Genomic DNA, 20279 nt, shown 5'->3' with positions numbered 1-20279 from the left:
TCAGCCGCGCGGCTTGCGCAGCTCGGCGCAGGGGTCGGCCGGCCGGTCGAGGGCGGGGGTCGGCCAGAGCCGGTCGTAGCCCTCGGGCTGCGCGCCGTCGGCCGGCTGGCCGGCCGCCATGCGGACGGATTCGGCGCGGCCTTCGCGCGGCAGGTGCAAGGGCACGCCCAGACGCTGGTCGACGTGGTAGCTGCCGGCCACCAGCAGCACGACCCGGCCGGGCTCGCGCAGCCGGACGAGGGTGTCGGCCATCGCCAGGTCGCGGGCGATCTGGATGCGCGTCATGCCCGGCAACTGGGCGGCGGGCAGCAGGTCGCAGTGGTTGGCGCGCACATCGTCCTGCAGCCGGGCGCGCAGGCTGTCGGACACGCGGCCGTCGAGCGCGGCATCGCCCATGGCCTCGCGCATGCGGCTGCGCGGCAGGTTGGCGCCATGCACCGGCACGCCGGCCCGCACCGCGGCCATGACGATGCGGCCGTAGGCGGCCCAGGGCCAGCCGGCGTCGTTCCAGGCCAGGGCCTCGCGGACACGGGCCTCGTCGGCGTCGCGCGGCAGGCCGGCGCTGCTGCGGCCCGCCTCGGCCATTTCCAGCGCCACCGCGGCCAGCCGGCCCTGTGCGGCCAGGCGCTCGACCACGGCGGCCGAGAGCTGCTGGTGGGCCAGGGCATCGTGCTCCTCGCCCAGCAGCAGCCAGTCGGCCCGCGGCCAGTCGGGCGCAGACGGCAGCACGGTGGCCGAGACCGGACCGGCGGCCAACAGCAGGGCCAGGCCGGTCGCGCGAAGGAAGGACAGGGGGCTCGGGGCGTTCATCGGTGCTTGATCCGCACCGCGAGGAAAAGCTCCCGGATCGTGACCTGGCGCGGGCCGGGGACGATCTCGAAAGTCTCGCCGGCCGCGATCGTGCCCGGCTCGCGCACGGCCAAGTAGAAGCCGCAGGTGCCGGACTGCACCATCATCTTGGCGGCCTGCTTGAAGCCCATCACCGCCTCAAACTTGAAGCAGGGCTGGCGCGGCTCGCTCACCGCCAGCGCGCAGTCGGGAAAGCGCAGCAGGTCGCCGACGCAGGCCTCGGCCTCCAGCAGGCCGGTGATCGTCAGGTTCTCGCCCATCGCGCCATGCGGCAAGGCCTCGCCCCAGGCGGCGGCGCCGGCCTGGGCGCGCATGGTCTGCCACAGGAGGTAGTGCTCGGCCGGGTAGGCGTAGACGGCCTTGGACAGGCCGCCATGCACGGAGAGGTCGGCCTGCTCGTCGCCGCCCAGGCCCAGGGGCTGCACCGCCACCCGGCCCTCGACCGGCCGCTTGCGGATGCCGCTGAGCACGCTGCGGCCGCCGGCCAGCAGCAGCCGGGTGCTGGCGACGTTGACGCTCCGCAACTGCCCGGTGCTTGCCATCGTGCGGCCGTCGCGCTCAGTGGTGGCCGTGCAGCGTCTCGCCGGCTTTCAGCCGGTAGACCGTGCCGCAGTAGGCGCAGCGCGCCTCGCCGGTGGAGGCCACGTCCAGGTAGACGCGCGGATGGTTGCTCCACAGCGGCATCTTCGGATTGGGGCAGAAGACGACGCCCGGGCCGTGCAGCTCGGCCGCGCCGACTTCGACGACCGCCTTGGGCGTGCTGGAGGTGGCAGTGCTCATCGGGGCCTCTCGAACGATGGGGAGGGAAGGGTTGGGGCCGGCTTCAGACCGCAGTCAGCCACTCGGCGTACTTCGGGTTGCGGCCGTTCACGATGTCGAAGAAGGCGCTCTGGATCTTCTCGGTGATGGGGCCGCGGCTGCCGATGCCGATGTCCAGGCGGTCCAGCTCGCGGATCGGCGTCACTTCGGCGGCGGTGCCGGTGAAGAAGGCCTCGTCGGCGATGTAGACCTCGTCCCGCGTGATGCGCTTCTGCACGATCTCCAGGCCCAGGTCCTTGGCAATGTGGAAGATGGTGTTGCGGGTGATGCCGTTGAGCGCGCCGGCCGACAGGTCGGGCGTGTAGATCACGCCCTTCTTCACCACGAAGAGGTTCTCGCCCGCGCCCTCGCTGACGAAGCCGGCGCTGTCGAGCAGCAGGGCCTCGTCGTAGCCGTCCTCGGTCGCTTCGAGGTTGGCCAGGATGGAGTTGGTGTAGTTGCTCACCGCCTTGGCCTGCGTCATGGTGATGTTGACGTGGTGGCGGGTGTAGCTGCTGGTCTTGACGCGGATGCCGCGCTTGAGGCCTTCCTCGCCCAGGTAGGCGCCCCAGTGCCAGGCCGCCACCATCAGGTGCACCTGCGCGCCGCGCGGGTTGACGCCCAGCTTCTCCGAGCCCAGCCACACCAGGGGGCGGATGTAGCCGCTCTTCAGGCCGTTGGCCTTGACCACTTCGAGCTGGGCCTGCTCGACCTGCTCGACCGAGAAGGGCACCTTCATGCGCAGGATCTTGGCGCTGTTGAACAGGCGCTCGGTGTGCTCGCGCAGGCGGAAGATGGCCGGGCCGTTCACCGTGTCGTAGGCGCGCACGCCCTCGAAGGCGCCACAGCCGTAGTGCAAGGTGTGGGTGAGGACGTGGACCTTGGCGTCGCGCCACTCGACCATCTGGCCGTCCATCCAAATCTTGCCGTCACGGTCGTGCATCGACATGGGAAACCTTCCGAAACCTGGAAAAACGCCGGATTGTAGGGAGGCGGCCGGCAGCCGCTGACGGCCTGTCAGCCGGCTTTCGCCCGCAGCGCCATGTCCACGTCCAGGTGCTGCCACTGGTCCAGCCAGAAGGTCGGCCGCTTGTAGCCAGTCAGCCAGGGCTGGCTGAGGTCGGTCGCGATGCGGTGCACATTGAACTTGTAGGGCATGTAGGCCAGCAGCAGGCGGTTGGCCTCGCGGAACAGGGCCAGGCGCTCGGGGCCGTCGGGCAGGGCGCCCATCTTGCGGAAGACCTCGTCGAAGGCGTCCAGCTTGAAGCGCGCCAGGTTGCTGCCGCCGGCGCCGGGGCCGAAGCCGCGTTCCAGCGCGTCCTGCCCGTCGGGCGAGCTGGCGCTGGAGCCCAGGCCCCAGATCATCAGGTTGCCGGCGCGCGCGGCCTTGAGCTGCTCAGGCCACTGGCCGATGCGGAAGGCCGTCTTCAGGCCCAGCGCGTCCATGTTCTTCTTCCACAGCTCGTCAAACTGGCGCGAGATCGCGTCGCTCTGGGTGGCCACCTCCAGCGTCAGGGCCTGGCCGTTGGGCTGGCGGCGCCAGCCGTCGCTGCCGCGGCGGTAGCCGTAGAGGTCGAGCAGGGCATGGGCGCGGGCCGGGTCGAAATCGCTGTTCTCGGTCTTGAGGTGCTGCTCGTAGCCGTAGGTGTTGGGCGCCAGCCCGGCCTGGGCCGGCACGGCCTGGCCGCGGCGCACGATCTGAATCTCGCGCTTGAGGTCGATGCCCAGGCCGATCGCGCGGCGCAGCGCGACCTTCTCCGGCGTCGTGCCGCCGACCAGCGGATGCTCCATGTTGAACATGGTCATCGTCACGTCCGAGCCGATGTTGCGCTGCATGCGCATGCCGCGCTTGGCCAGGTTGGGGGCCAGCACGCCGTTGGGCACGGCCTGGGCGATGAATTCGCCGGGCACGGCCGACAGGTCGAGCTGCCCGTTCAGGAAGGCCAGCCAGCGCGGCTGGGTCTCCTCGATGATGCTGATCTCGACCCGGTCGACGATGGGCAGGCGCTTGCCCTTGAGCGCCGCCAGGATGGCCTGGCCCTCGGCATCGTCGGCATTCGGCTCGGCCTCGTAGACCATCTCGCGGAAGCCCGGATTGCGCTTGAGCTCGATCAGCGAGCTGCGCCGCCAGCGCCCTAGCACGAAGGGCCCGGTGCCGACCGGATGGGCGCCCAGCTCCTCGCCATAGCGCTCGACCACCTCGCGTGCCATGCCGGGGAAGAAGCCCAGGGTGTAGAGGAAGCGCGGCCGCGACTCGGCCAGCCGGAACTGCAGCACATGGCGGTCGAGCACGCGCAGGCCCTCGACCGGCGCGTCGTAGTCGAAGGGCGTCTTGTCCTTCAGGGCACGGTCGCGCAGCGCGTCCAGGCCGAGCACGCCTTCTTCCTTCAGGCTGGCATAGCCGGGGCTCTTCCAGCGCGGATCGAAATAGCGCTTGAAGCTGTAGGCGTAGTCGGCCGCGGTCAGTTCGCGGCGCTTGCCGCCGAAGGCAGCATCCTCGGCAAAGAAGATGCCGGGGCGGATGCGCACCGTCCAGGTCTTGAAGTCGTCCTCGGCCACCGGCATGCCCTCGGCCGTACGCGGCTTGACCTTGAAGGGCCGGGCCAGGTGGTCGTAGCCGTAGAGGCTTTCGAACACATGCGCGCAGACGGTGTGCGAGTACAGGTCCGAGACCTGCACCGGGTCGAAGCCGGTTTCGCCGGCATTGAAGGCCAGGCGCAGCAGCTTCTCGTGGGCGGCCTGAGCCTGGGCCCAGGCGGAGCCCGTCATCGACAGGCCCAGGCCGCCGGCCGGCAGGGCCAGGGCCGCCAGGGCCTGGCCGGCCTGGCCGAGCAGGGCGCGCCGGCCCGGGTCGGCGGCTTCGGGGGAGGGGCTCGGCTCGGGGGGAAGGACAGGGCTCATCGCGGGATGTCCGGCTCGCGGTCGACATGGCGCCAGAAATCGCTGGCGAACGGGTGCGGACGGTAGCCGATCAGCCCCGGCCGTGTCAGCGCCGTGTTGATGCGGTGGCTGCTGGCCTTGTAGGGCAGGTAGGCCACGGCCAGGCGCTGGGCCTCGTGCATCAGGGCCGCGCGCTCGGGGCCGTCGGGCAGCACGGCGATGCGGGCTTGCAGCGCATCGAAGGCCGGCAGGCGAAAGCGCGCCATATTGGCCTCGCCGGCATTCGGGCCGTAGAGCAGGTCCAGGAAATAGGCGCCGTCCGGCGTGGCCGCGCCCCAGGCCACGCCCCACATCATCAGCTTGCCGGCGCGCGAGGCCTTGAGGTTCTCCGGCCATTGCGCGATGCGGAAGTCCACCCGCAGGCCGACCGCATCGAGCCGCTTCTTCCACAGCTCGCGGATCAGGCGCGAGGTCTTGTCCGACTGGCTGGCGAAGGCCAGTACCAGCGGCTGGCCGTCGGGCCGCTCGCGCCAGCCGTCGCCGTCGCGGTCGCGCCAGCCGTAGAGGTCGAGCAGGGCCTGCGCGCGCGCCGGGTCGTAGCGGCTCATCTCGCTGCGCAGGGCCGGCTCATGGCCGCTGACGCCAGGCGGCAGCAGGCCCTGGGCCGGCTGGGCCTGGCCCTGGCGCACCAGGGCGATCTCGGCCGCCACGTCATAGGCCAGGCCGATCGCGCGGCGCAGCGCCACCTGCGCAGGGGCCAGGCCGCCGACCACGGGATCGTCCATGTTGAAGTAGACGAAGGTGGTGTCCACCGCCGGCGCGCGTTGCAGGCCGATGCCCTGCCGCGCCAGGTGCGGGGCCAGGCGCTCGCCGGCCAGGGCCAGCGGCACGAACTCGGCCGGCAGCCGGTCGAGCAGGTCGAGCTCGCCGTTCAGGAAGGCCAGCCAGCGCGGCTGGGCCTCCTCGATGATGCTGATCTCCACACGGTCCAGCATCGGCAGCCGGCGGCCGCGCAGGCGGGCGGCCAGGGCCTGGCCCGCGGCATCGTCGGCGGCTGGCTGCGCGTCCCAGCGCTGCTCGCGGAAGCCGGGGTTGCGCGTCAGCACGATGCGCGAGCTGCGCCGCCAGTCGCTCAGCCGGAAGGGCCCGGTGCCGACCGGATGGGCCATGACCGCCTCGCCATGGCGCTCGACCACCTCGCGCGCCACCGCGCCGCTGACCGAGGGGTCGGCCAGGGTGTAGAGGAAGCGCGGCGCCGGCCGCGCCAGGCGGATCTCGAAGCGGTGGCGGTCGAGCACGCGCAGGCCCTCGACCGGCCGGTCGTAATCGAAGCGGCCGCCGGGCTTCAGCGCTTCGGCGCGCAGCGCGTCCAGGCCCAGCAGGCCGGCGTTCTCGAACAGGAAGAGGCTGGGGCTCTTCCAACGCGGGTCGTAGTGCCGCTTGATCGCGTAGACATAGTCGGCGGCGATCAGCTCGCGTGGCCGGCCGCCGAAAGCCGGGTCGTCCGCGAAGAAGATGCCGGGCTGGAGGGTGACGACGAAGCGCGTGTGCTCGGCCGAGACCTCGGGCATGGCCGCGGCCGTCTGCGGCACCAGGCGGGCCGGCCGGGCCAGGGGGTCGTAGGCCAGCGGCGCTTCGAAGATGTTGGCGACCACCGTCTTGCTGTAGAGGTCCGCCACCTGGGCCGGGTCGAAGCCGGTCTCGGCCACCGGGAAGGAGTAGCGCAGCACGCGCGGCGGGCTGGCGGGGTGGGCAGATTGGGCGGCCTGGCCCGCCTGGGCCGAGGCGCCAAACAGGGCCGTGACCGCCGCCGTCGCCAGCGTCAGCGCGGCCACCCGCGCCATCGCGCCGATGCCGGCCCGCAAGGCCCGCGCCCCCCGGGCAGGGGCCGCGGCCGGCAGCAGGCGCAGGGCGGGCAGCAGGATCATGGTCAGCGGGGCGGGCGGTGCAAGCAGGGAGGGCGACCGGGTCGGGCCGTGCGCAGTCTAGGAGGCCCCCCGGGCAAGTGCGCTGCGGGGGCATGGGCCGGCGCCCTAGACTCGCGCGGCGTTTGCCCAGCCGGCCCGCGCCTTGCGCGACGCCGGCGCCCCTTCCCCCCGACCCCTGCGCATGCGATGGCCGCCTACCTGATCCGGCGACTCTGGCAGATGGTGCCGACCCTGTTCGGCGTCGTGCTGCTGGTCTTCCTGCTCTTCAAGGGCTTTGGCGGCGACCCGGCCGAAATCCTCGGCGGCCTCAATGCCACGGCCGAGCAGGTCGACGCCATCCGCCAGCAGCTCGGCCTGAACGAACCCTGGTGGGTGCAGTTCGGCCTCTACCTGAAGCAGATCGCCACCTTCGACTGGGGCAAGAGCTGGGCGACCGGCGAGGCCGTCGCCGAGCTGTTCAGCAACCGCCTGCCCGCCACCTTGACGGTGATGGTGCCCATCCTGGTGCTGGAGACGCTGCTGGCCATCCCCTTCGCGCTCGGCATCGCCTATGTGCGCGGCTCGCTGACCGACCGCATGGTGCTCATCGTCACCACCGTGGCCCTGTCGATCAGCTTCCTGGTCTATGTGATCGTCGGCCAGTACCTGTTCGCTTTCAAGCTCGGCTGGTTCCCGGTGCAGGGCTGGAGCGACAGCCTGGCGACCAACCTGCTGCAGTACGCGCCCCTGCCCGTGCTGCTGGCAGTGGCCGTCAGCCTGGCGCCACAGACGCGGCTCTACCGCAGCTTCTTCCTCGACGAGATCGGCCAGGACTATGTGCGCACCGCCCGCGCCAAGGGCCTGGCCGAGCCGCAGATCATGGGCCGGCATGTGATGCGCAACGCCATGATCCCCATCCTCACCAATGTGGCGGTGGGCCTGCCGGGCATCTTCGTCGGCAGCTTCCTGATCGAGGCCTTCTTCTCCATCCCCGGCCTGGGCCGCGAGGTGCTGCTGGCCGTCAACCGCAGCGACTACCCGGTGATCCAGGCCTTCGCGATCTACATCGCCTTCATCACCATGCTGGTCAACCTCTTCACCGACCTGCTCTACAAGTGGGTCGATCCCAGAGTGGTTCTGAAATGAGCGCCGCCTTGTCCTCTTCCCCTGCCCCGGTCGCTTCCCGCTCCGAGGGCGTCTGGGCGGCCGGCTGGCGGCGCTTCCGGCAGGACCGGGTCGGCCTCGTCTGCCTGGCGGTGGTGCTGGCCTTCCTGGTGCTGATCAGCGCCTCGCTGCTCGGCCTGGTCGCCAGCGGCTGGCAGGACGAGCGCGCCGTGCCCAATGCGCCGCCGACCTTCCTGGGCCCGGCCGAGCGGGCCGAGGCCAGCGGCATCCCCCTGCCCACCGGTCCGAATGTGGACCTGAGCGACATCGACCCCCTGGCCCCGCGCTATGCCGAATGGGCCGAGGCCGCCAAGGCCTACCAGACCGCCGACACCGTCAAGGCCGAGACCCTGCCCTTCGGCGCCGACCGCCTGGGCCGCGACGTGCTGGACAAGGCCATCAAGGGCGCGGAGATCTCGATCTTCGTCGGCCTCTCCGCCGCGCTGGTGGCCACCGTGATCGGCACCGTGCTGGGCGCCGTCGGCGGCTTCTTCCGCGGCCGGGTCGACGACGGGCTGGAGTGGGTCTACAACGTCTTCACCGCCATCCCCGGCATCTTGTTGATCTTCGCCTTCGCGGCCATCGTCGGGCGGGGCGTCAGCTCGGTGGTGCTCATCCTCGGCCTGGCCGGCTGGACCGGCATCTACCGCCTGGTCCGGGCCGAGTTCATGAAGCATGCGGTGCGCGAATACGTGCGTTCGGCCGAAGCCATCGGCGCCTCGGCCGGCGCGCGCATGTTCCGCCACATCCTGCCCAACATCGGCCACATCGTGCTGGTGCAGCTCAGCGTGCATGTGGTGGGCTTCATCAAGGCCGAAGTCATCCTGAGCTACCTGGGCCTGGGCGTGGGCGTGGACCAGGTGAGCTGGGGCACCATGCTGTCGGAATCGCAGAGCGAGCTGCTGCTCGGCTTCTGGTGGCAGCTTGCGGCGGCCACGGCCTTCATGGCGGTCTTCGTCACCGCCTTCTCGCTGATGACCGACGCGCTGCGCGACGCGCTGGACCCCAAGCTACGCGGAGCCGAGTGATGAGCATGCCCCTGCTGCAGATCCAGGACCTGCGGGTCCGCTTCCGCCTCGGCCGCGGCGAAGCCGCGCGCTGGACCGAGGCCGTCGGCCGCGGCGGCCAGGGCGTGTCCTTCGACGTGCCGGCGCACTGCACGGTGGCCCTGGTCGGCGAATCCGGCTCGGGCAAGAGCGTCACCGCCATGTCGCTGCTGAACCTGCTGCCCGACAACGCCGAGCGCAGCGGCCAGGTGCTCTTCGAGGGTCGCGACCTGCTCCAGGCCCCGCCAGCCGCCCTGCGCGCCCTTCGCGGCCGGGACATCGCCTGCGTCTTCCAGGACCCGATGTCCTCGCTGAACCCGGTGATGACGGTGGGCGCGCAGATCGTCGAGGTGCTGCGCCTGCACCTGGGCCTGTCGGCCCGGGCGGCGCGGGCGCGTGCGGTCGAGCTGCTGGCCGAGGTCGGCCTGCCCGAGCCGCAGCGCCGCGTCGATGCGCACCCGCATGAGCTCTCCGGCGGCCAGCAGCAGCGGGTGATGATCGCCATGGCGATTGCCTGCGAGCCCAAGCTGCTGATCGCCGACGAGCCGACCACCGCGCTCGACGTGACCATCCAGCGCCAGATCCTGGAACTGCTCGCCCGGCTCAAGGCCGAGCGGCAGATGAGCATGCTCTTCATCAGCCACGACCTCGGCGTGGTGGGCGAGATCGCCGACCAGGTCGTCGTGATGCGCCACGGCACCGTGCGCGAGCAGGGCCCCGTCGGCCCGATCTTCCGCGCGCCGCAGGATCCCTACACCCAGGCCCTGCTGGCCTGCCGCCCGCCGCTGATCGACCCGCCGGCCCGGCTGATGGTCATCGACGAGCACATCGCCGCCGAGGCCGCCAAGGCCCGTGGCGAAACCGCCGCCGCCGCCCGCGCGCACCGCATCAAGGACCCGGCCGCGCCCGTGGTGCTGGAGGTGCAGGACTTGCACAAGGGCTTCTGGCTGCCTCAGGGCGTCTTCGGCCGCAAGCTCTTCGAAGCCGTCAAGGGCGTGAACTTCACCCTGCGGCGCGGCCACACCCTGGGCATCGTCGGCGAAAGCGGCTCGGGCAAGACGACCACCGGCCTGGCCCTGCTGCGCCTGCACGAGGCGAGCGGCGGCCCGGTCCGCGGCAGCGCGCGTTTCCACGGCCAGGATCTGCTGAGCCTGTCCAAGGCCGACTGGCTGCCGATGCGGCGGCGCATCCAGATCGTCTTCCAGAACCCCTATGCCTCGCTGAACCCGCGCTTCACCATCGGCGAGACGCTGATGGAGCCCATGCGCATCCACCGCCTGCACGGCGACGAGGCCGGCCGCGAGGCCCGCGCCCGCGCGCTGCTGGCTCGCGTCGGCCTGGACGACAGCGCCTGGGGCCGCTACCCGCACGAGTTCTCCGGCGGCCAGCGCCAGCGCATCGCCATCGCCCGCTGCCTGACGCTGGAGCCCGAGCTGCTCGTGCTCGACGAGGCGGTGAGCGCGCTCGACGTCAGCGTGCAGGCCCAGGTGCTGAACCTGCTGAAGGACTTGCAGGACGAGCTGGGCCTGGCCTACCTCTTCATCAGCCACGACCTGGCCGTCGTGCGCTTCATGGCCGACGAGGTGCTGGTGATGAAGGACGGCGCAGTGGTCGAGCAGGCGCCGGTCGAGCAGCTCATGGCCGACCCGCGTGAGGACTACACCCGCCGCCTGCTCGGCGCCGTGCCGCGCGGCCTGGCGGCGCAGGCCGCCTGAGCGGCCCCGCGCGGTCTGGGGTCCGCAGCCCGGGCCATCGCCATGATTTTCTGGAGCCGCGATTCATGCCGCGGGGCCTGATGCGGCCGGCCGGTCCCCGGCACAGTCCATTGCACGCCGAGACCGTTCCGGACCCGGCGCCAACCCCTCCCCCATCCCTTCAGGAGACTCACCATGCAATGGACCGCCCCCCGCGCCACCGACCTGCGTTTCGGCTTCGAGATCACGATGTACGTCTCGGCCCGCTGAGCCGGTGAAGGGCAGGGACCGGCCGCAGACGGTCTCCGCCCCATGAAGAAAGCCCGCTTCGGCGGGCTTTCTTCATGGCGACTGCCTTTGGCGATGGGGGGAACAGCCGGGCCTCGGGGGCTCTCTTTCCCCGATCGCTGCCGCCCCGGGGCGCGTGGAATGTCGATTTGCCCCGCACCCGACGCCCCATGTCCTCTGCCGCCGAACCCGGGCCGCTTTCGCGCGCGCGCCGATCGGCCACCGTGCGGGCGGCGCGGGGCTACATCGTCGGCGTGGCGCTGATCCTGCTCACGCTCACCGTGCTGGTGCTGAGCCAGAGCCGCCAGCACGAGCTGGACCGCGCCCGCCAGCTCACCCGCCTGGGCACCGAGGCGGCGGCGCGCCATGTCGGCCTGCTGCTGCAGCAAGCCGACAGCATCACCGCCGCCCTGGCCCGCGAGGCCGAGCAGACCGGCGGCCCGCGCGCCCGCGCGACGGTGCTGATGGACCTGGCCCTGCGCCTGAGCGTCGACGCCCCGCATGTGCTGGAACTGCGCTTCTACGATGCCAGCGGCGCCGACGTGCTGCACACCCTCAACCCGCCGGTCGGGCAGCCCCCGGCCTCGGTGCGCGGCGAGGAGGCCTTCCGCTTCCACCGCGACAGCCAGACCACCGCCACCCGCCTCAGCCCGCCGCGGCCCAGCGCGGCCAGCGGGCGCTGGGTGATGTCGCTCAGCCGCCGCCTGTCGGCGGCCGATGGCCGCTTCCTCGGCATCGTGGTCGCTGCCCTGGACCTGGCCGTGCTGGAGGAGGTCTTCGACAGCGCGCGGCTGGGCGAGCGCGCTGCCGTCGGCCTGGTCGAGCAGGGCGGCCGCATGCTGCTGCGCCAGCCCTTCCGCCCCGAGGCCGTGGGCCTGCGGGTCGACCCGGACTTGTTCGGCCTGGGCGACCTGCCGCACGCCGGCCGCAGCTTCGAGGCCCGTTCGCCGGTCGATGGCGTGCTGCGGCTCTACACCGCCATCCCGCTGCCGGCGCATCACCTGGCGGTGATCACCGGCGTCGATCCGCAGGAGGTGCTGCAGCCCTGGCTGCGCAGCGCGCTGGTCCACGGCGCCATCGTCGCCCTGCTGATCCTGCTGCTGCTGGCGCTGGGCCAGCGCCTGGTCGGCGCGATCAGCGCGCAATCCCGTCTGGGCAGCGAGCTGCGCGCGGCCAACCGGCGCCTGCACGACCTGAAGCTGGCGCTCGACATGCATGCCGAGGTGGTCGTCACCGAGGTCAGCGGTCGCATCGTCGAGGTCAACGAGCGCTTCTGCCAGTCCGCGCGCGGAAGCCGGGCCGAGCTGATCGGCCTGGACCACCGCGCGCTGCGCTCGGGCCACCATCCGCCGGCCTTCTACCGCCAGCTCTGGCGCACCATCGCCAGCGGCCGGGTGTGGACCGGCGAGCTGATGATGCGTGCCTTCGACGGCCGCAGCTACTGGATGGAGACGACCATCGTGCCCTTCCTGGGGCCCGACGGCCGGCCGCAGCAGTTCATCGCGATCCGCAACAACATCAGCGCCCGCAAGGAAGCCGAGGCCGCGCTGGCGCGGGCGATGCAGGCGCTGGAATCGAGCAACAACCGCCTCAAGAGCCTGGCCGCCCACGATGCCCTGACCGGCCTGGCCAACCGCCGCGAGTTCGACAGCCGCCTGGACCGCGAGCTGCGGCGCGCCGCGCGGGGCAGCCAGCCGCTGGCCCTGGTGCTGATCGACCTGGACCACTTCAAGCGCTACAACGACCACTACGGCCATCCGGCCGGCGACAGTTGCCTGCAGGCCCTGGCCCGCTGCCTGCGCGCCGTCGTGCAGCGCGAAGGCGACCTGGCCGCCCGCTACGGTGGCGAGGAGTTCGCGCTGCTGCTGCCAGCCACCGATGCGGCCGGCGCCACCCGGGTGGCCGAGCGCCTGCTGGCCGAGGTCGAGGCCCTGGCCCTGCCGCATGCGGCCAGCCCGGCGGGCATCGTCACCCTCAGCCTGGGCGTGGCCGCCATCCGGCCGGCTGCCGACACGCCCGAAGCCGCGGCCCGCCTGCTGGAGGCGGCCGATGCCGCGCTCTACCGCGCCAAGCGCGCCGGGCGGTCGCGGCTGTCGGTCGGCCTGCTCGACGAGGCGCGGGCCGCGGCACCCCTGCCTTTCGCTTCATGATTTTCATGAGCCTGCATTCATGGCCCGCCGCTGGTGGCGCGGGCCGATGAAGCGCACAGTTCACTCATGCGCTGACGCCGGATCCACCGGGGCCCGGCGCAGCAACCCACCTCAGGAGATACACCATGCTTTGGACCGCCCCCCGCGCCACCGACCTGCGTTTCGGCTTCGAGATCACGATGTACGTCTCGGCCCGCTAAATCGGTCGATCGCTGCGGCCCCCGGGTCGTAGCCGAACAAAGCCCGCCATCCGGCGGGCTTTGTCGTTTCCGGGCCGGATTTCGGGCCGTCCGGCCGCGGTGGCGGGATGGGGCTGAAAAGCCGGGTGTATGCCCTGTTGCTGCGCGGCTGGTCCGGCAGGGCGCGGCCTAGCATGGGCCGACCTCCCTCCCCGGCCGGACCGTCCGCCCCCCTCGGCGGGCCTTGCCGCGGAGCCCCACCCCGCTCCGCCCGATCCGGCCCGACGATGCCCATCGCCCCCGCCCTGCGCCGACTCGACATCGAGTTGCCCGCCTGCCCGCGCAGCCTCGTCGAGCTGGCCCTGCTGCTCGACGACGAGGGCATGTCCCTCGCCCGGGTGGCCACCCTGATCGAGGCCGACATGGCCCTGGCCGCGGCCGTCGTGCGCAGCGTCAACAGCGCCCACTTCGGCCTGCTGCGGCGGGTCGGCACGGTCAATGAGGCGCTGCAGCACCTGGGCTTCCGCGAGGTCTGCGCGCTCACCTATGCCATCGGCCTGCGCGGCGCCTTTCCGCCCAGCCCCTTCCTGGAAAGCCTCTGGAACCGCGCCAGCCGCCGGGGCCGGGCCATGGGCGCCTGTGCAGCCGCACTCGGCATCGACCCCTGGCAGGCCCACACCACCGGCCTGTTCGGTGAGGTGGGGGCCGCGGCCCTGCACCGGCATGATCCCGTGGCCAGCGCCGAGCTGATGGCCGAGCGCAGCGAGCCCTTGCAGCGCACCGCGGCCGAGATCGCCCGCTTCGGCGTGAGCCATGCCGCCCTGGGCGGCGCGCTCTGCCAGGTCTGGGGCCTGGCCGCGCCGGTGGCCGAAGCCGTGCGCCAGCGACCGCTGGCCCACGCCCTGGCCCATGCCGAGGATGCCGACCAGGCCGCCGCGCTGCGGGCCGACTGGGAGCATGAGCCGCCGCCTCTGCGCCGCCTGCTCGCCCTGCTGGCCGCCGCCGACCTGGCGCCGTCCCTGGACGCCCCGCCCGCCGCCGGCCTGGATGCCGAGGACTTCGCCGCCGAAGCCCGCTGGATGGCAGCCTGCGAGCGCCTCGCTCGCGAAGCCGGCCTGGACGCCGGCCTGCTGATCGCCGAACTCGGCCGCGCCCTGGTCTGCCTGGACGTGCAGGGTACGCCGGCATGAACCGGCCGGCGGCCTGGCGCGTGCCGGGCCGCTAGCATCGGCGGCTTCGCAGCCGCTGGTGCCGACCGTCATGGCTTCTGACGCCTCCTCCGTCCCGATCCACGATTGGGTCCTGACCTCGCTCGATGGCCGCCCCCTGGCGCTCGCTGAGCATCGCGGCCGGGTGCTGCTGATCGTCAACACCGCCAGCGCCTGCGGCTTCACGCCGCAGTTCGCCGGCCTGGAGACGCTGTGGCGCGAGCTGGGCCCGCAGGGCCTCACCGTGCTGGGCTTTCCCTGCAACCAGTTCGGCGCGCAGGACCCGGGCAGCGCCGAGCAGATCGGCGCCTTCTGCCAGAAGAACTACGGCGTGAGCTTTCCGATGATGGCCAAGGTCGAGGTCAACGGCCCGGGCGCGCATCCGCTCTTCCAGCGCCTCAAGCGCGAGGCCCCGGGCCTGCTGGGCAGCGAGGGCATCAAGTGGAACTTCACCAAGTTCCTGGTCGGCCGCGACGGCCGGGTGCGCAAGCGCTATGCGCCGGCCGACACGCCGGCCGCGATCCGCCGCGATCTCGAGGCCGCCCTGGCCGAGCCGCCGCCGGCCGCCTGAGCCGCGCGTTCCTCCTTCCGCAGCCATCCCGCGCCGGCCGCCGGCCGCGCGCCCTGGAGCCTTCCATGTTCGATCACGTCGAGCCCTATCCGGGCGATCCCATCCTCAGCCTGAACGAGGACTTCGGCCGCGACCCGCGCGCGCACAAGATCAACCTCTCCATCGGCATCTACTTCGACGACGAAGGCCGCCTGCCGGTGATGGCCGCAGTGCGCGAGGCCGAGGCCCGCCAGGCCGCCGCCGTGGCCGCGAACGGCGCCAAGCCCTATCAGCCCATGGAAGGCCACCCCGCCTACCGTGCCGCCGTGCAGCGCCTGCTGCTGGGCGAGGACCACGACGCCCTGGCCGCCCGCCGCGTCGCCACCCTGCAGACCCTGGGCGGCTCGGGCGGCCTGAAGGTGGGCGGGGATTTCCTCAAGCGCTACTTCCCCGAGGCCAGCGTCTGGGTCAGCGACCCGACCTGGGACAACCACCGCGCCATGTTCGAAGGCGCCGGCTTCCCGGTGAAGACCTATCCCTACTACCGCGCGGCCGATGGCGGCCTGGACTTCGAGGGCATGCTCGCCGCCTTCCAGGCCCTGCCGCCGCAGTCCATCGTGCTGCTGCACGCCTGCTGCCACAACCCGACCGGCGTGGACCTGAGCCCGGCGCAGTGGGAGGCGCTGATCCCGGTGATCGCCGCGCGCCGGCTGATCCCCTATGTGGACATCGCCTACCAGGGCTTCGGCGCCGGCCTGGACGAGGATGCGTATGCGATCCGCGCGCTGGCGGCCTATCGTGGTCAGCACGGCGGCGCGGACGGCCAGCCCCTGCGCTTCTTCGTGGCCAGCAGCTTCTCGAAAAGCTTCTCGCTCTACGGCGAGCGCTGCGGCGGCCTGAGCGTGGTCTGTGCCGACGCGGCCGAGGCCGATCGCGTGCTGGGCCAGCTCAAGGCCACCGTGCGCAAGAACTACTCCAGCCCGCCCACGCATGGCGCGGCCGTGGTCGCCCGCGTGCTGGACGACGCCGGCCTTCGCGCGAGCTGGGCCGCGGAACTGGATGGCATGCGCGCGCGCATCGCCGCCATGCGCCAGCGTCTCTTCGACGGCGTCACCGCCCGCCTGGCCGCCGCCGGCGTGCGGCGCGACGTGAGCTGCCTCGTCACCCAGCGCGGCATGTTCAGCTACACCGGGCTGAGCGCCGCCCAGGTCGACCGCCTGCGCGAGCAGCATGGCGTCTACCTGGTGCGCTCCGGCCGCATGTGCGCGGCCGGGCTGAATGCCGGCAATGTCGAGGCCGTGGCCGCTGCGCTGGCGGCCGTCTGGGCCGAGGGCTGACCGGCTCCGGCACGGACTGAAAGGCAAGGGGTCGCGCACCCTGCGGTGCGCGACCCCTGGTCAGTGGGCGCGGCCGGGGCCGCGCCCCGCTCAGCCCGAGGTCTTGACCGCGCCGGCCTGCGGCGCCGGCTGGCCGCGCGTCTTCCACATCGAGTAGATGACGCCGGCCGCGATCAGGCCGAAGGTCACGCCCAGCGAGACCGGTGCCGGCACCTTGCCGATGAAGCCGACCAGGAAGATCTTGCCGCCGATGAAGACCAGCACCGCCGCCAGGGCGTACTTCAGGTAGTGGAAGCGGTGAATCATCGCGGCCAGCGCGAAGTACAGCGCGCGCAGGCCGAGGATCGCGAAGATGTTGCTGGTGTAGACGATGAAGGGGTCGGTGGTGATCGAGAAGATCGCCGGCACCGAGTCCACCGCGAACACCAGGTCCACCGCCTCGACCAGGATCAGCGCCAGCAGCAGCGGCGTGGCCCAGCGCACCGGGCGGCCGGTCCTGGGGTCGGGCTCGGTCACCAGGAAATTCCGGCCGCGCAGGCCATCCGTCACCCGCAGGTGGCGGCGCAGGAAGGCCAGCAGCGGGTTGTTGGCGATGTCGGGCTCGGCATCGGCCATGCGCCACATCTTCACGCCGGTCAGGACGAGGAAGGCGCCGAAGACGTAGAGGATCCAGCTGAAGCTGCTGACCAGGGTGGCACCCAGGCCGATCATGATCGCGCGCAGCACGATCACGCCCAGGATGCCCCAGAACAGCACGCGGTGCTGGTGCTCGCGCGGGATGGCGAAGAAGCCGAAGATCAGCGCGATCACGAAGACGTTGTCCATCGACAGCGACTTCTCAATCAGGAAGCCGGTCAGGTAATCCATGCCGGCGGTGGCGCCCAGCTCGGCCCACATCCAGGCGCCGAACAGTAGGCCGGCACTGATGTAGCCGGCCGAGAGCAGCAGGCTCTCGCGCACGCCGATCTCGCGCTCGTCACGGTGGAGCACGCCGAGGTCGAAGGCCAGCAGCGCCGTGACGATGCCGAGGAAGCTCATCCAGAGCCAGGCGGGTTTGCCGAGGAAGTCGGCCTGGAGCAGGGGCAGCAGGAAGTCCATGGGGTGGGTTCAGGAGGCTCGCCGGTCCGGGACCGCCCGGGATGGACGGCGGGGCGCGGCGCGACGGGGCGGATCATGGCCGTGGCCGGCATGATGAAAAATCAGCGCCAACGGAAAGGTTCTTCAGTTTTTTCCGAACCCCGCGCCTGGAGCTGCCCGATGCTGAACTACCGCCACCTGCACTACTTCTGGGTCGTCGCCAAGGAAGGCGGCCTCAGCCGGGCCGCCGCGCGCCTGGGCGTGGCGGTGCAGACCGTCAGCGCCCAGGTCCGCGCGCTGGAGCAGGACCTCGGCCATCCGCTGTTCAAGCCGGCCGGCCGCGGCCTGGTGCTGAGCGAGGCCGGCCAGGAGGCCTTCACCCGGGCCGAGGCCATCTTCCAGCTCGGGCAGGACCTGCCGCAGGCCGTGCGCGCGGCGGCCACGGCGCCGGCCCTGCGCTTTGCCGTGGGCCTGTCCGACGGCCTCTCCAAGCTGGCTGCGCACCAGCTGCTGGCGCCGGGGCTGGACACGCCGGCCCTGCGCCTGCTGTGCCACGAAGGCGAGTTCGAGGCCCTGCTCGGCGAGCTCGCCCTGCATCAGCTGGACGTGGTGCTGGCCGGCCAGCCGGCCCCGGCCAATCCCAGCCTGCGCCTAAGCAGCCAGCGCCTGTGGGCGGCGCCGGTCGACTGGGTCGGGCCGCCCGCCCTGGTGAAGGCGGCCGAGCGCGCCGCCTTTCCGCAGTGCCTGGAGCAGCTGCCGGTGCTGCTGCCGACCGGCCATTCGCCGCTGCGCGCGCGGCTGGACCGCTGGTTCGAGGCCCAGGGCCTGCGGCCCCGGCGGGTCGGCGAATTCGAGGACAGCGCGCTCATGGCCGTCTTCGGCATGCAAGGCCTGGGCGTGTTCCCGGTCGCGCAGCTCGGCGACGAGGGCTTGAGCCCACCCTTCGGCCGTGCGCTGCGCCGCCTGGGCCGCTGCGAGGGCCTGGTCGAGGAGATCCACGCCATCCACTCGCGCCGCGGCCAGCATCATCCGCTGCTGCGGCGTCTGCTAGACGCCGCGCCTTGAGGCGAGCCCCTCAGCGGGCGCCGGCGATGGCCTCGTCGACCAGCTCGATCCAGTGCCGCACCGGCGTGGCCGTGCCGCTCTGCAGGTGCTGGATGCAGCCGATGTTGGCCGAGACGATGGCCTGCGGGGCGATCGGCGCCAGGGCGTCGAGCTTGCGGTCGCGAAGCTGCTTGGCCAGTTCGGGCTGCAGCACGGAATAGGTGCCGGCCGAGCCGCAGCAGAGATGGCTTTCGGTGCGCGCGACCTCGACCTCGAAGCCCAGGGCGCGCAGCCCGGCCTCCACGCCGCCGCGCAGCTTCTGCGCATGTTGCAGGGTGCAGGGCGGGTGATAGGCCAGGCGCGGCCGGGCCGGGCCGCGCGCCGGGCTGCCTGCCGGCCGCGCCGGGTTCAGCAGCGGCTGCAGCGCCGGCACCAGATCGGCCAGCAGCTCGGACGGGTCGCGGGTCAGCGCCGCCACCTGGGCCGCGCGCCCGGCATAGGCCGGGTCGCCGGCCAGCAGGTGGCCGTAGTCCTTGACCATGGCGCCGCAGCCCGAGGCATTGACGACGATGGCCTCGACCTCGCCGCGCTCGACCAGCGGCCACCAGGCGTCCACATTGCGGCGCACATCGGCCAGGCCGCCGGCCTGATCGCCCAGGTGGGCGCGGATGGCGCCGCAGCAGCCGCCCTCGTTGCTGACTAGGGCCTGGATGCCGCAGGCATCCAGCACCCGGGCGGTCGCGCTGTCGATGTTGGGCGCCATCGCCGGCTGCACGCAGCCCAGCGGCATCAGCACCTTGCGCGCATGGCTGCGCTGCGGCCACTGCCGCGCGCGCGGGCCGGCGGCGGCCGGCACCTTGTCCTTGAGGGCGGCGGGCACCAGGGGCCGCAGCATCTGGCCCAGCTTCATCGCGGGGCCGAAGAGCGGCGAGGTCAGGCCTTCCTTCAGCGCCCAGCGCGCGGCGCGTTCGGCGGCCGGCCGCTCGACCTGGGCATCGACCACGCGGCGGCCGATCTCGACCAGCTCGCCGTAGTTCACGCCGCTCGGGCAGGTGGTCTCGCAGTTGCGGCAGGTCAGGCAGCGGTCCAGGTGCTGCTGGGTCTTGCGGGTCGGGGTGTGGCCTTCCAGCACCTGCTTGATCAGGTAGATGCGGCCGCGCGGGCCGTCCAGCTCGTCGCCCAGCAACTGGTAGGTCGGGCAGGTCGCGGTGCAGAAGCCGCAGTGCACGCACTTGCGCAGGATGGCCTCGGCGGCCTGGCCGTCGGCCGTGCCCTGGTGGGCCGGGGCGAGATTCGTTTGCATGGGGCGAGTGTCGAAGATTCGGGGGAGGCGCCGCGCTCAGGGGCCGAGCAGGCGCTGCAGCGCGGGCAGCCCCCAGGGCAGCAGCAGCGGCATCAGCAGGGCGGCCAGCAGCACCTGCATGCCGAGGGCGACGCCGGCATAGGCGCCGGCCTCGGGATGGACTTGCAGCGCGCGCGCCGTGCCCAGGCCGTGCGCGGCGGTGCCGATCGCGAAACCGCGCACGGCCCAGCGGCCGTGCTGGCCCGGCGTCGCGCGCAGGCCCATGGCCTGGAAGAGCGGCGTGGCCAGCAGCGCGCCGACCATGCCGGTGACCACGGCGATCAGCGCCGCCACCGCCGGGATGCCGCCCAGGCTGCCGGCCAGGCCCATGGCCACCGGCGCGGTCACCGACTTGGGCGCCAGCGAGGCCAGGATCTCCGCCGGCAGGCCGAGCGCGGCGCCCATCGCCACCGCGCTGCCCGCCGCCACCGTGCCGCCGCCCAGGGCGGCCAGCAGCAGGGCGGGGCCGCGGCGGCGCAGCTCGGCGCGGCGCAGCCACAGCGGCCAGCCCAGGGCCACCACCGCCGGGCCGAGCAGCACGTGGACGAACTGCGCGCCCGAGAAGTAGCCGGGGTAGGGCGTGCCGGTGGCCAGCAGCACGCCGCCGATCAGCAGCACCGACAGCAGCACCGGGTTGGCCCAGGGCGCCTGGCCGCTGCGTTCGTAGAGGGCCTGCGCGGCCACATAGGCCAGCAGCGTCGCCGTCAGGCCGAAGAGCGGGGTCGACGCCAGGTAGACCCAGAGCTGGACGAAATCGGCCATGGCG

At 72.4% G+C, this 20279-nt stretch carries 19 protein-coding genes; 10 read left to right on the top strand and 9 right to left on the bottom strand.

Annotation, left to right across the window (positions count from 1 at the left end; genetic code table 11):
* The 6 genes from JI742_RS01405 to JI742_RS01380 form a co-directional block, all read right to left on the bottom strand.
* Nucleotides 1–810, bottom strand: a complete 810-nt coding sequence (locus JI742_RS01405) for a ChaN family lipoprotein (protein ID WP_201823275.1) — start codon at nt 808–810, stop codon at nt 1–3.
* On the bottom strand, nt 807–1391 hold the full coding sequence (locus tag JI742_RS01400) for an MOSC domain-containing protein (protein ID WP_201823273.1): 585 nt from the start codon (nt 1389–1391) through the stop codon (nt 807–809). The genes JI742_RS01405 and JI742_RS01400 overlap by 4 nt, the downstream gene beginning before the upstream one ends.
* Nucleotides 1392–1407: 16 nt before the next feature.
* A complete protein-coding gene (locus JI742_RS01395; RefSeq protein ID WP_201823271.1) occupies nt 1408–1629 on the bottom strand; it encodes a zinc-finger domain-containing protein in 222 nt (73 codons plus the stop codon).
* Nucleotides 1630–1672: 43 nt separating this feature from the next.
* Nucleotides 1673–2596: a branched-chain amino acid transaminase gene (locus tag JI742_RS01390; RefSeq protein ID WP_201823269.1), complete on the bottom strand. Its 924-nt coding sequence runs from the start codon at nt 2594–2596 to the stop codon at nt 1673–1675.
* A gap of 68 nt (nt 2597–2664) precedes the next feature.
* The gene (locus tag JI742_RS01385) at nt 2665–4548 is read right to left on the bottom strand and encodes an ABC transporter substrate-binding protein (RefSeq protein ID WP_236676734.1); all 1884 of its coding nucleotides are present in this window, start codon (nt 4546–4548) and stop codon (nt 2665–2667) included.
* Nucleotides 4545–6455: an ABC transporter substrate-binding protein gene (locus JI742_RS01380; protein ID WP_236676733.1), complete on the bottom strand. Its 1911-nt coding sequence runs from the start codon at nt 6453–6455 to the stop codon at nt 4545–4547. The genes JI742_RS01385 and JI742_RS01380 overlap by 4 nt, the downstream gene beginning before the upstream one ends.
* A 186-nt stretch (nt 6456–6641) precedes the next feature.
* Between JI742_RS01380 and JI742_RS01375 the strand changes: the two genes are divergently transcribed.
* The 9 genes from JI742_RS01375 to JI742_RS01335 all read left to right on the top strand — a co-directional run bounded on the left by JI742_RS01375 (nt 6642) and on the right by JI742_RS01335 (nt 16050).
* Nucleotides 6642–7580 (top strand): ABC transporter permease, encoded by a 939-nt coding sequence (locus JI742_RS01375; protein WP_201823267.1) that lies wholly within the window; start codon nt 6642–6644, stop codon nt 7578–7580.
* Nucleotides 7577–8626, top strand: coding sequence for an ABC transporter permease (locus JI742_RS01370; protein ID WP_201823265.1), 1050 nt, complete (start codon nt 7577–7579; stop codon nt 8624–8626). The genes JI742_RS01375 and JI742_RS01370 overlap by 4 nt, the downstream gene beginning before the upstream one ends.
* Nucleotides 8626–10359 (top strand): ABC transporter ATP-binding protein, encoded by a 1734-nt coding sequence (locus JI742_RS01365; protein ID WP_201823262.1) that lies wholly within the window; start codon nt 8626–8628, stop codon nt 10357–10359. The genes JI742_RS01370 and JI742_RS01365 overlap by 1 nt, the downstream gene beginning before the upstream one ends.
* Nucleotides 10360–10533: 174 nt before the next feature.
* Entirely contained in the window at nt 10534–10608 is a 75-nt protein-coding gene (gene pqqA, locus JI742_RS01360; protein ID WP_182663041.1) for a pyrroloquinoline quinone precursor peptide PqqA, read from the top strand.
* A 188-nt stretch (nt 10609–10796) separates the two neighbouring features.
* Nucleotides 10797–12776, top strand: coding sequence for a diguanylate cyclase domain-containing protein (locus JI742_RS01355; protein WP_201823260.1), 1980 nt, complete (start codon nt 10797–10799; stop codon nt 12774–12776).
* A 125-nt stretch (nt 12777–12901) separates the two neighbouring features.
* Nucleotides 12902–12976, top strand: coding sequence for a pyrroloquinoline quinone precursor peptide PqqA (pqqA, locus tag JI742_RS01350; protein ID WP_201826266.1), 75 nt, complete (start codon nt 12902–12904; stop codon nt 12974–12976).
* A 266-nt stretch (nt 12977–13242) separates the two neighbouring features.
* On the top strand, nt 13243–14145 hold the full coding sequence (locus JI742_RS01345; RefSeq protein WP_201823257.1) for an HDOD domain-containing protein: 903 nt from the start codon (nt 13243–13245) through the stop codon (nt 14143–14145).
* Nucleotides 14146–14215: 70 nt separating this feature from the next.
* Nucleotides 14216–14734 carry a glutathione peroxidase gene (locus JI742_RS01340; protein WP_201823254.1) on the top strand — a complete coding sequence of 173 codons (519 nt, stop codon included), beginning with the start codon at nt 14216–14218 and terminating at the stop codon, nt 14732–14734.
* A gap of 65 nt (nt 14735–14799) precedes the next feature.
* Entirely contained in the window at nt 14800–16050 is a 1251-nt protein-coding gene (locus JI742_RS01335; RefSeq protein WP_201823253.1) for an amino acid aminotransferase, read from the top strand.
* A gap of 90 nt (nt 16051–16140) precedes the next feature.
* On the opposite strand, the gene JI742_RS01330 is transcribed toward JI742_RS01335, so the two are convergent.
* Entirely contained in the window at nt 16141–17148 is a 1008-nt protein-coding gene (locus JI742_RS01330; protein ID WP_201823252.1) for a TerC family protein, read from the bottom strand.
* Nucleotides 17149–17307: 159 nt separating this feature from the next.
* Between JI742_RS01330 and JI742_RS01325 the strand changes: the two genes are divergently transcribed.
* Nucleotides 17308–18192, top strand: a complete 885-nt coding sequence (locus JI742_RS01325; RefSeq protein ID WP_201823251.1) for a LysR family transcriptional regulator — start codon at nt 17308–17310, stop codon at nt 18190–18192.
* A gap of 10 nt (nt 18193–18202) precedes the next feature.
* Here the strand turns inward: JI742_RS01325 and glcF are convergent, their stop codons facing one another.
* Nucleotides 18203–19474 (bottom strand): glycolate oxidase subunit GlcF, encoded by a 1272-nt coding sequence (gene glcF, locus JI742_RS01320; protein ID WP_201823250.1) that lies wholly within the window; start codon nt 19472–19474, stop codon nt 18203–18205.
* A gap of 36 nt (nt 19475–19510) precedes the next feature.
* Entirely contained in the window at nt 19511–20275 is a 765-nt protein-coding gene (locus JI742_RS01315) for an LrgB family protein (RefSeq protein ID WP_201823249.1), read from the bottom strand.
* Nucleotides 20276–20279: the final 4 nt, after the last annotated feature.

The sequence above is a fragment of the Piscinibacter lacus genome, assembly GCF_016735685.1.
GTDB lineage: Bacteria > Pseudomonadota > Gammaproteobacteria > Burkholderiales > Burkholderiaceae_C > Aquariibacter > Aquariibacter lacus.
Note: the sequence above shows the minus strand (reverse complement) of the source record. Positions and strands in the feature narration are given on the sequence as shown.

What these genes read in the sequence shown, in the direction of transcription:
- JI742_RS01380 (WP_236676733.1), bottom strand. Translation starts at nt 6,455, where the DNA reads ATGATCCTGCTGCCCGCCCTGCGCCTGCTGCCGGCCGCGGCCCCTGCC.
- JI742_RS01345 (WP_201823257.1), top strand. Translation starts at nt 13,243, where the DNA reads ATGCCCATCGCCCCCGCCCTGCGCCGACTCGACATCGAGTTGCCCGCC.
- JI742_RS01400 (WP_201823273.1), bottom strand. Translation starts at nt 1,391, where the DNA reads ATGGCAAGCACCGGGCAGTTGCGGAGCGTCAACGTCGCCAGCACCCGG.
- JI742_RS01385 (WP_236676734.1), bottom strand. Translation starts at nt 4,548, where the DNA reads ATGAGCCCTGTCCTTCCCCCCGAGCCGAGCCCCTCCCCCGAAGCCGCC.
- JI742_RS01355 (WP_201823260.1), top strand. Translation starts at nt 10,797, where the DNA reads ATGTCCTCTGCCGCCGAACCCGGGCCGCTTTCGCGCGCGCGCCGATCG.
- JI742_RS01335 (WP_201823253.1), top strand. Translation starts at nt 14,800, where the DNA reads ATGTTCGATCACGTCGAGCCCTATCCGGGCGATCCCATCCTCAGCCTG.
- JI742_RS01370 (WP_201823265.1), top strand. Translation starts at nt 7,577, where the DNA reads ATGAGCGCCGCCTTGTCCTCTTCCCCTGCCCCGGTCGCTTCCCGCTCC.
- JI742_RS01315 (WP_201823249.1), bottom strand. Translation starts at nt 20,275, where the DNA reads ATGGCCGATTTCGTCCAGCTCTGGGTCTACCTGGCGTCGACCCCGCTC.
- JI742_RS01375 (WP_201823267.1), top strand. Translation starts at nt 6,642, where the DNA reads ATGGCCGCCTACCTGATCCGGCGACTCTGGCAGATGGTGCCGACCCTG.
- JI742_RS01365 (WP_201823262.1), top strand. Translation starts at nt 8,626, where the DNA reads ATGAGCATGCCCCTGCTGCAGATCCAGGACCTGCGGGTCCGCTTCCGC.
- glcF (WP_201823250.1), bottom strand. Translation starts at nt 19,474, where the DNA reads ATGCAAACGAATCTCGCCCCGGCCCACCAGGGCACGGCCGACGGCCAG.
- JI742_RS01405 (WP_201823275.1), bottom strand. Translation starts at nt 810, where the DNA reads ATGAACGCCCCGAGCCCCCTGTCCTTCCTTCGCGCGACCGGCCTGGCC.
- JI742_RS01395 (WP_201823271.1), bottom strand. Translation starts at nt 1,629, where the DNA reads ATGAGCACTGCCACCTCCAGCACGCCCAAGGCGGTCGTCGAAGTCGGC.
- JI742_RS01330 (WP_201823252.1), bottom strand. Translation starts at nt 17,148, where the DNA reads ATGGACTTCCTGCTGCCCCTGCTCCAGGCCGACTTCCTCGGCAAACCC.
- JI742_RS01340 (WP_201823254.1), top strand. Translation starts at nt 14,216, where the DNA reads ATGGCTTCTGACGCCTCCTCCGTCCCGATCCACGATTGGGTCCTGACC.
- JI742_RS01390 (WP_201823269.1), bottom strand. Translation starts at nt 2,596, where the DNA reads ATGTCGATGCACGACCGTGACGGCAAGATTTGGATGGACGGCCAGATG.
- JI742_RS01325 (WP_201823251.1), top strand. Translation starts at nt 17,308, where the DNA reads ATGCTGAACTACCGCCACCTGCACTACTTCTGGGTCGTCGCCAAGGAA.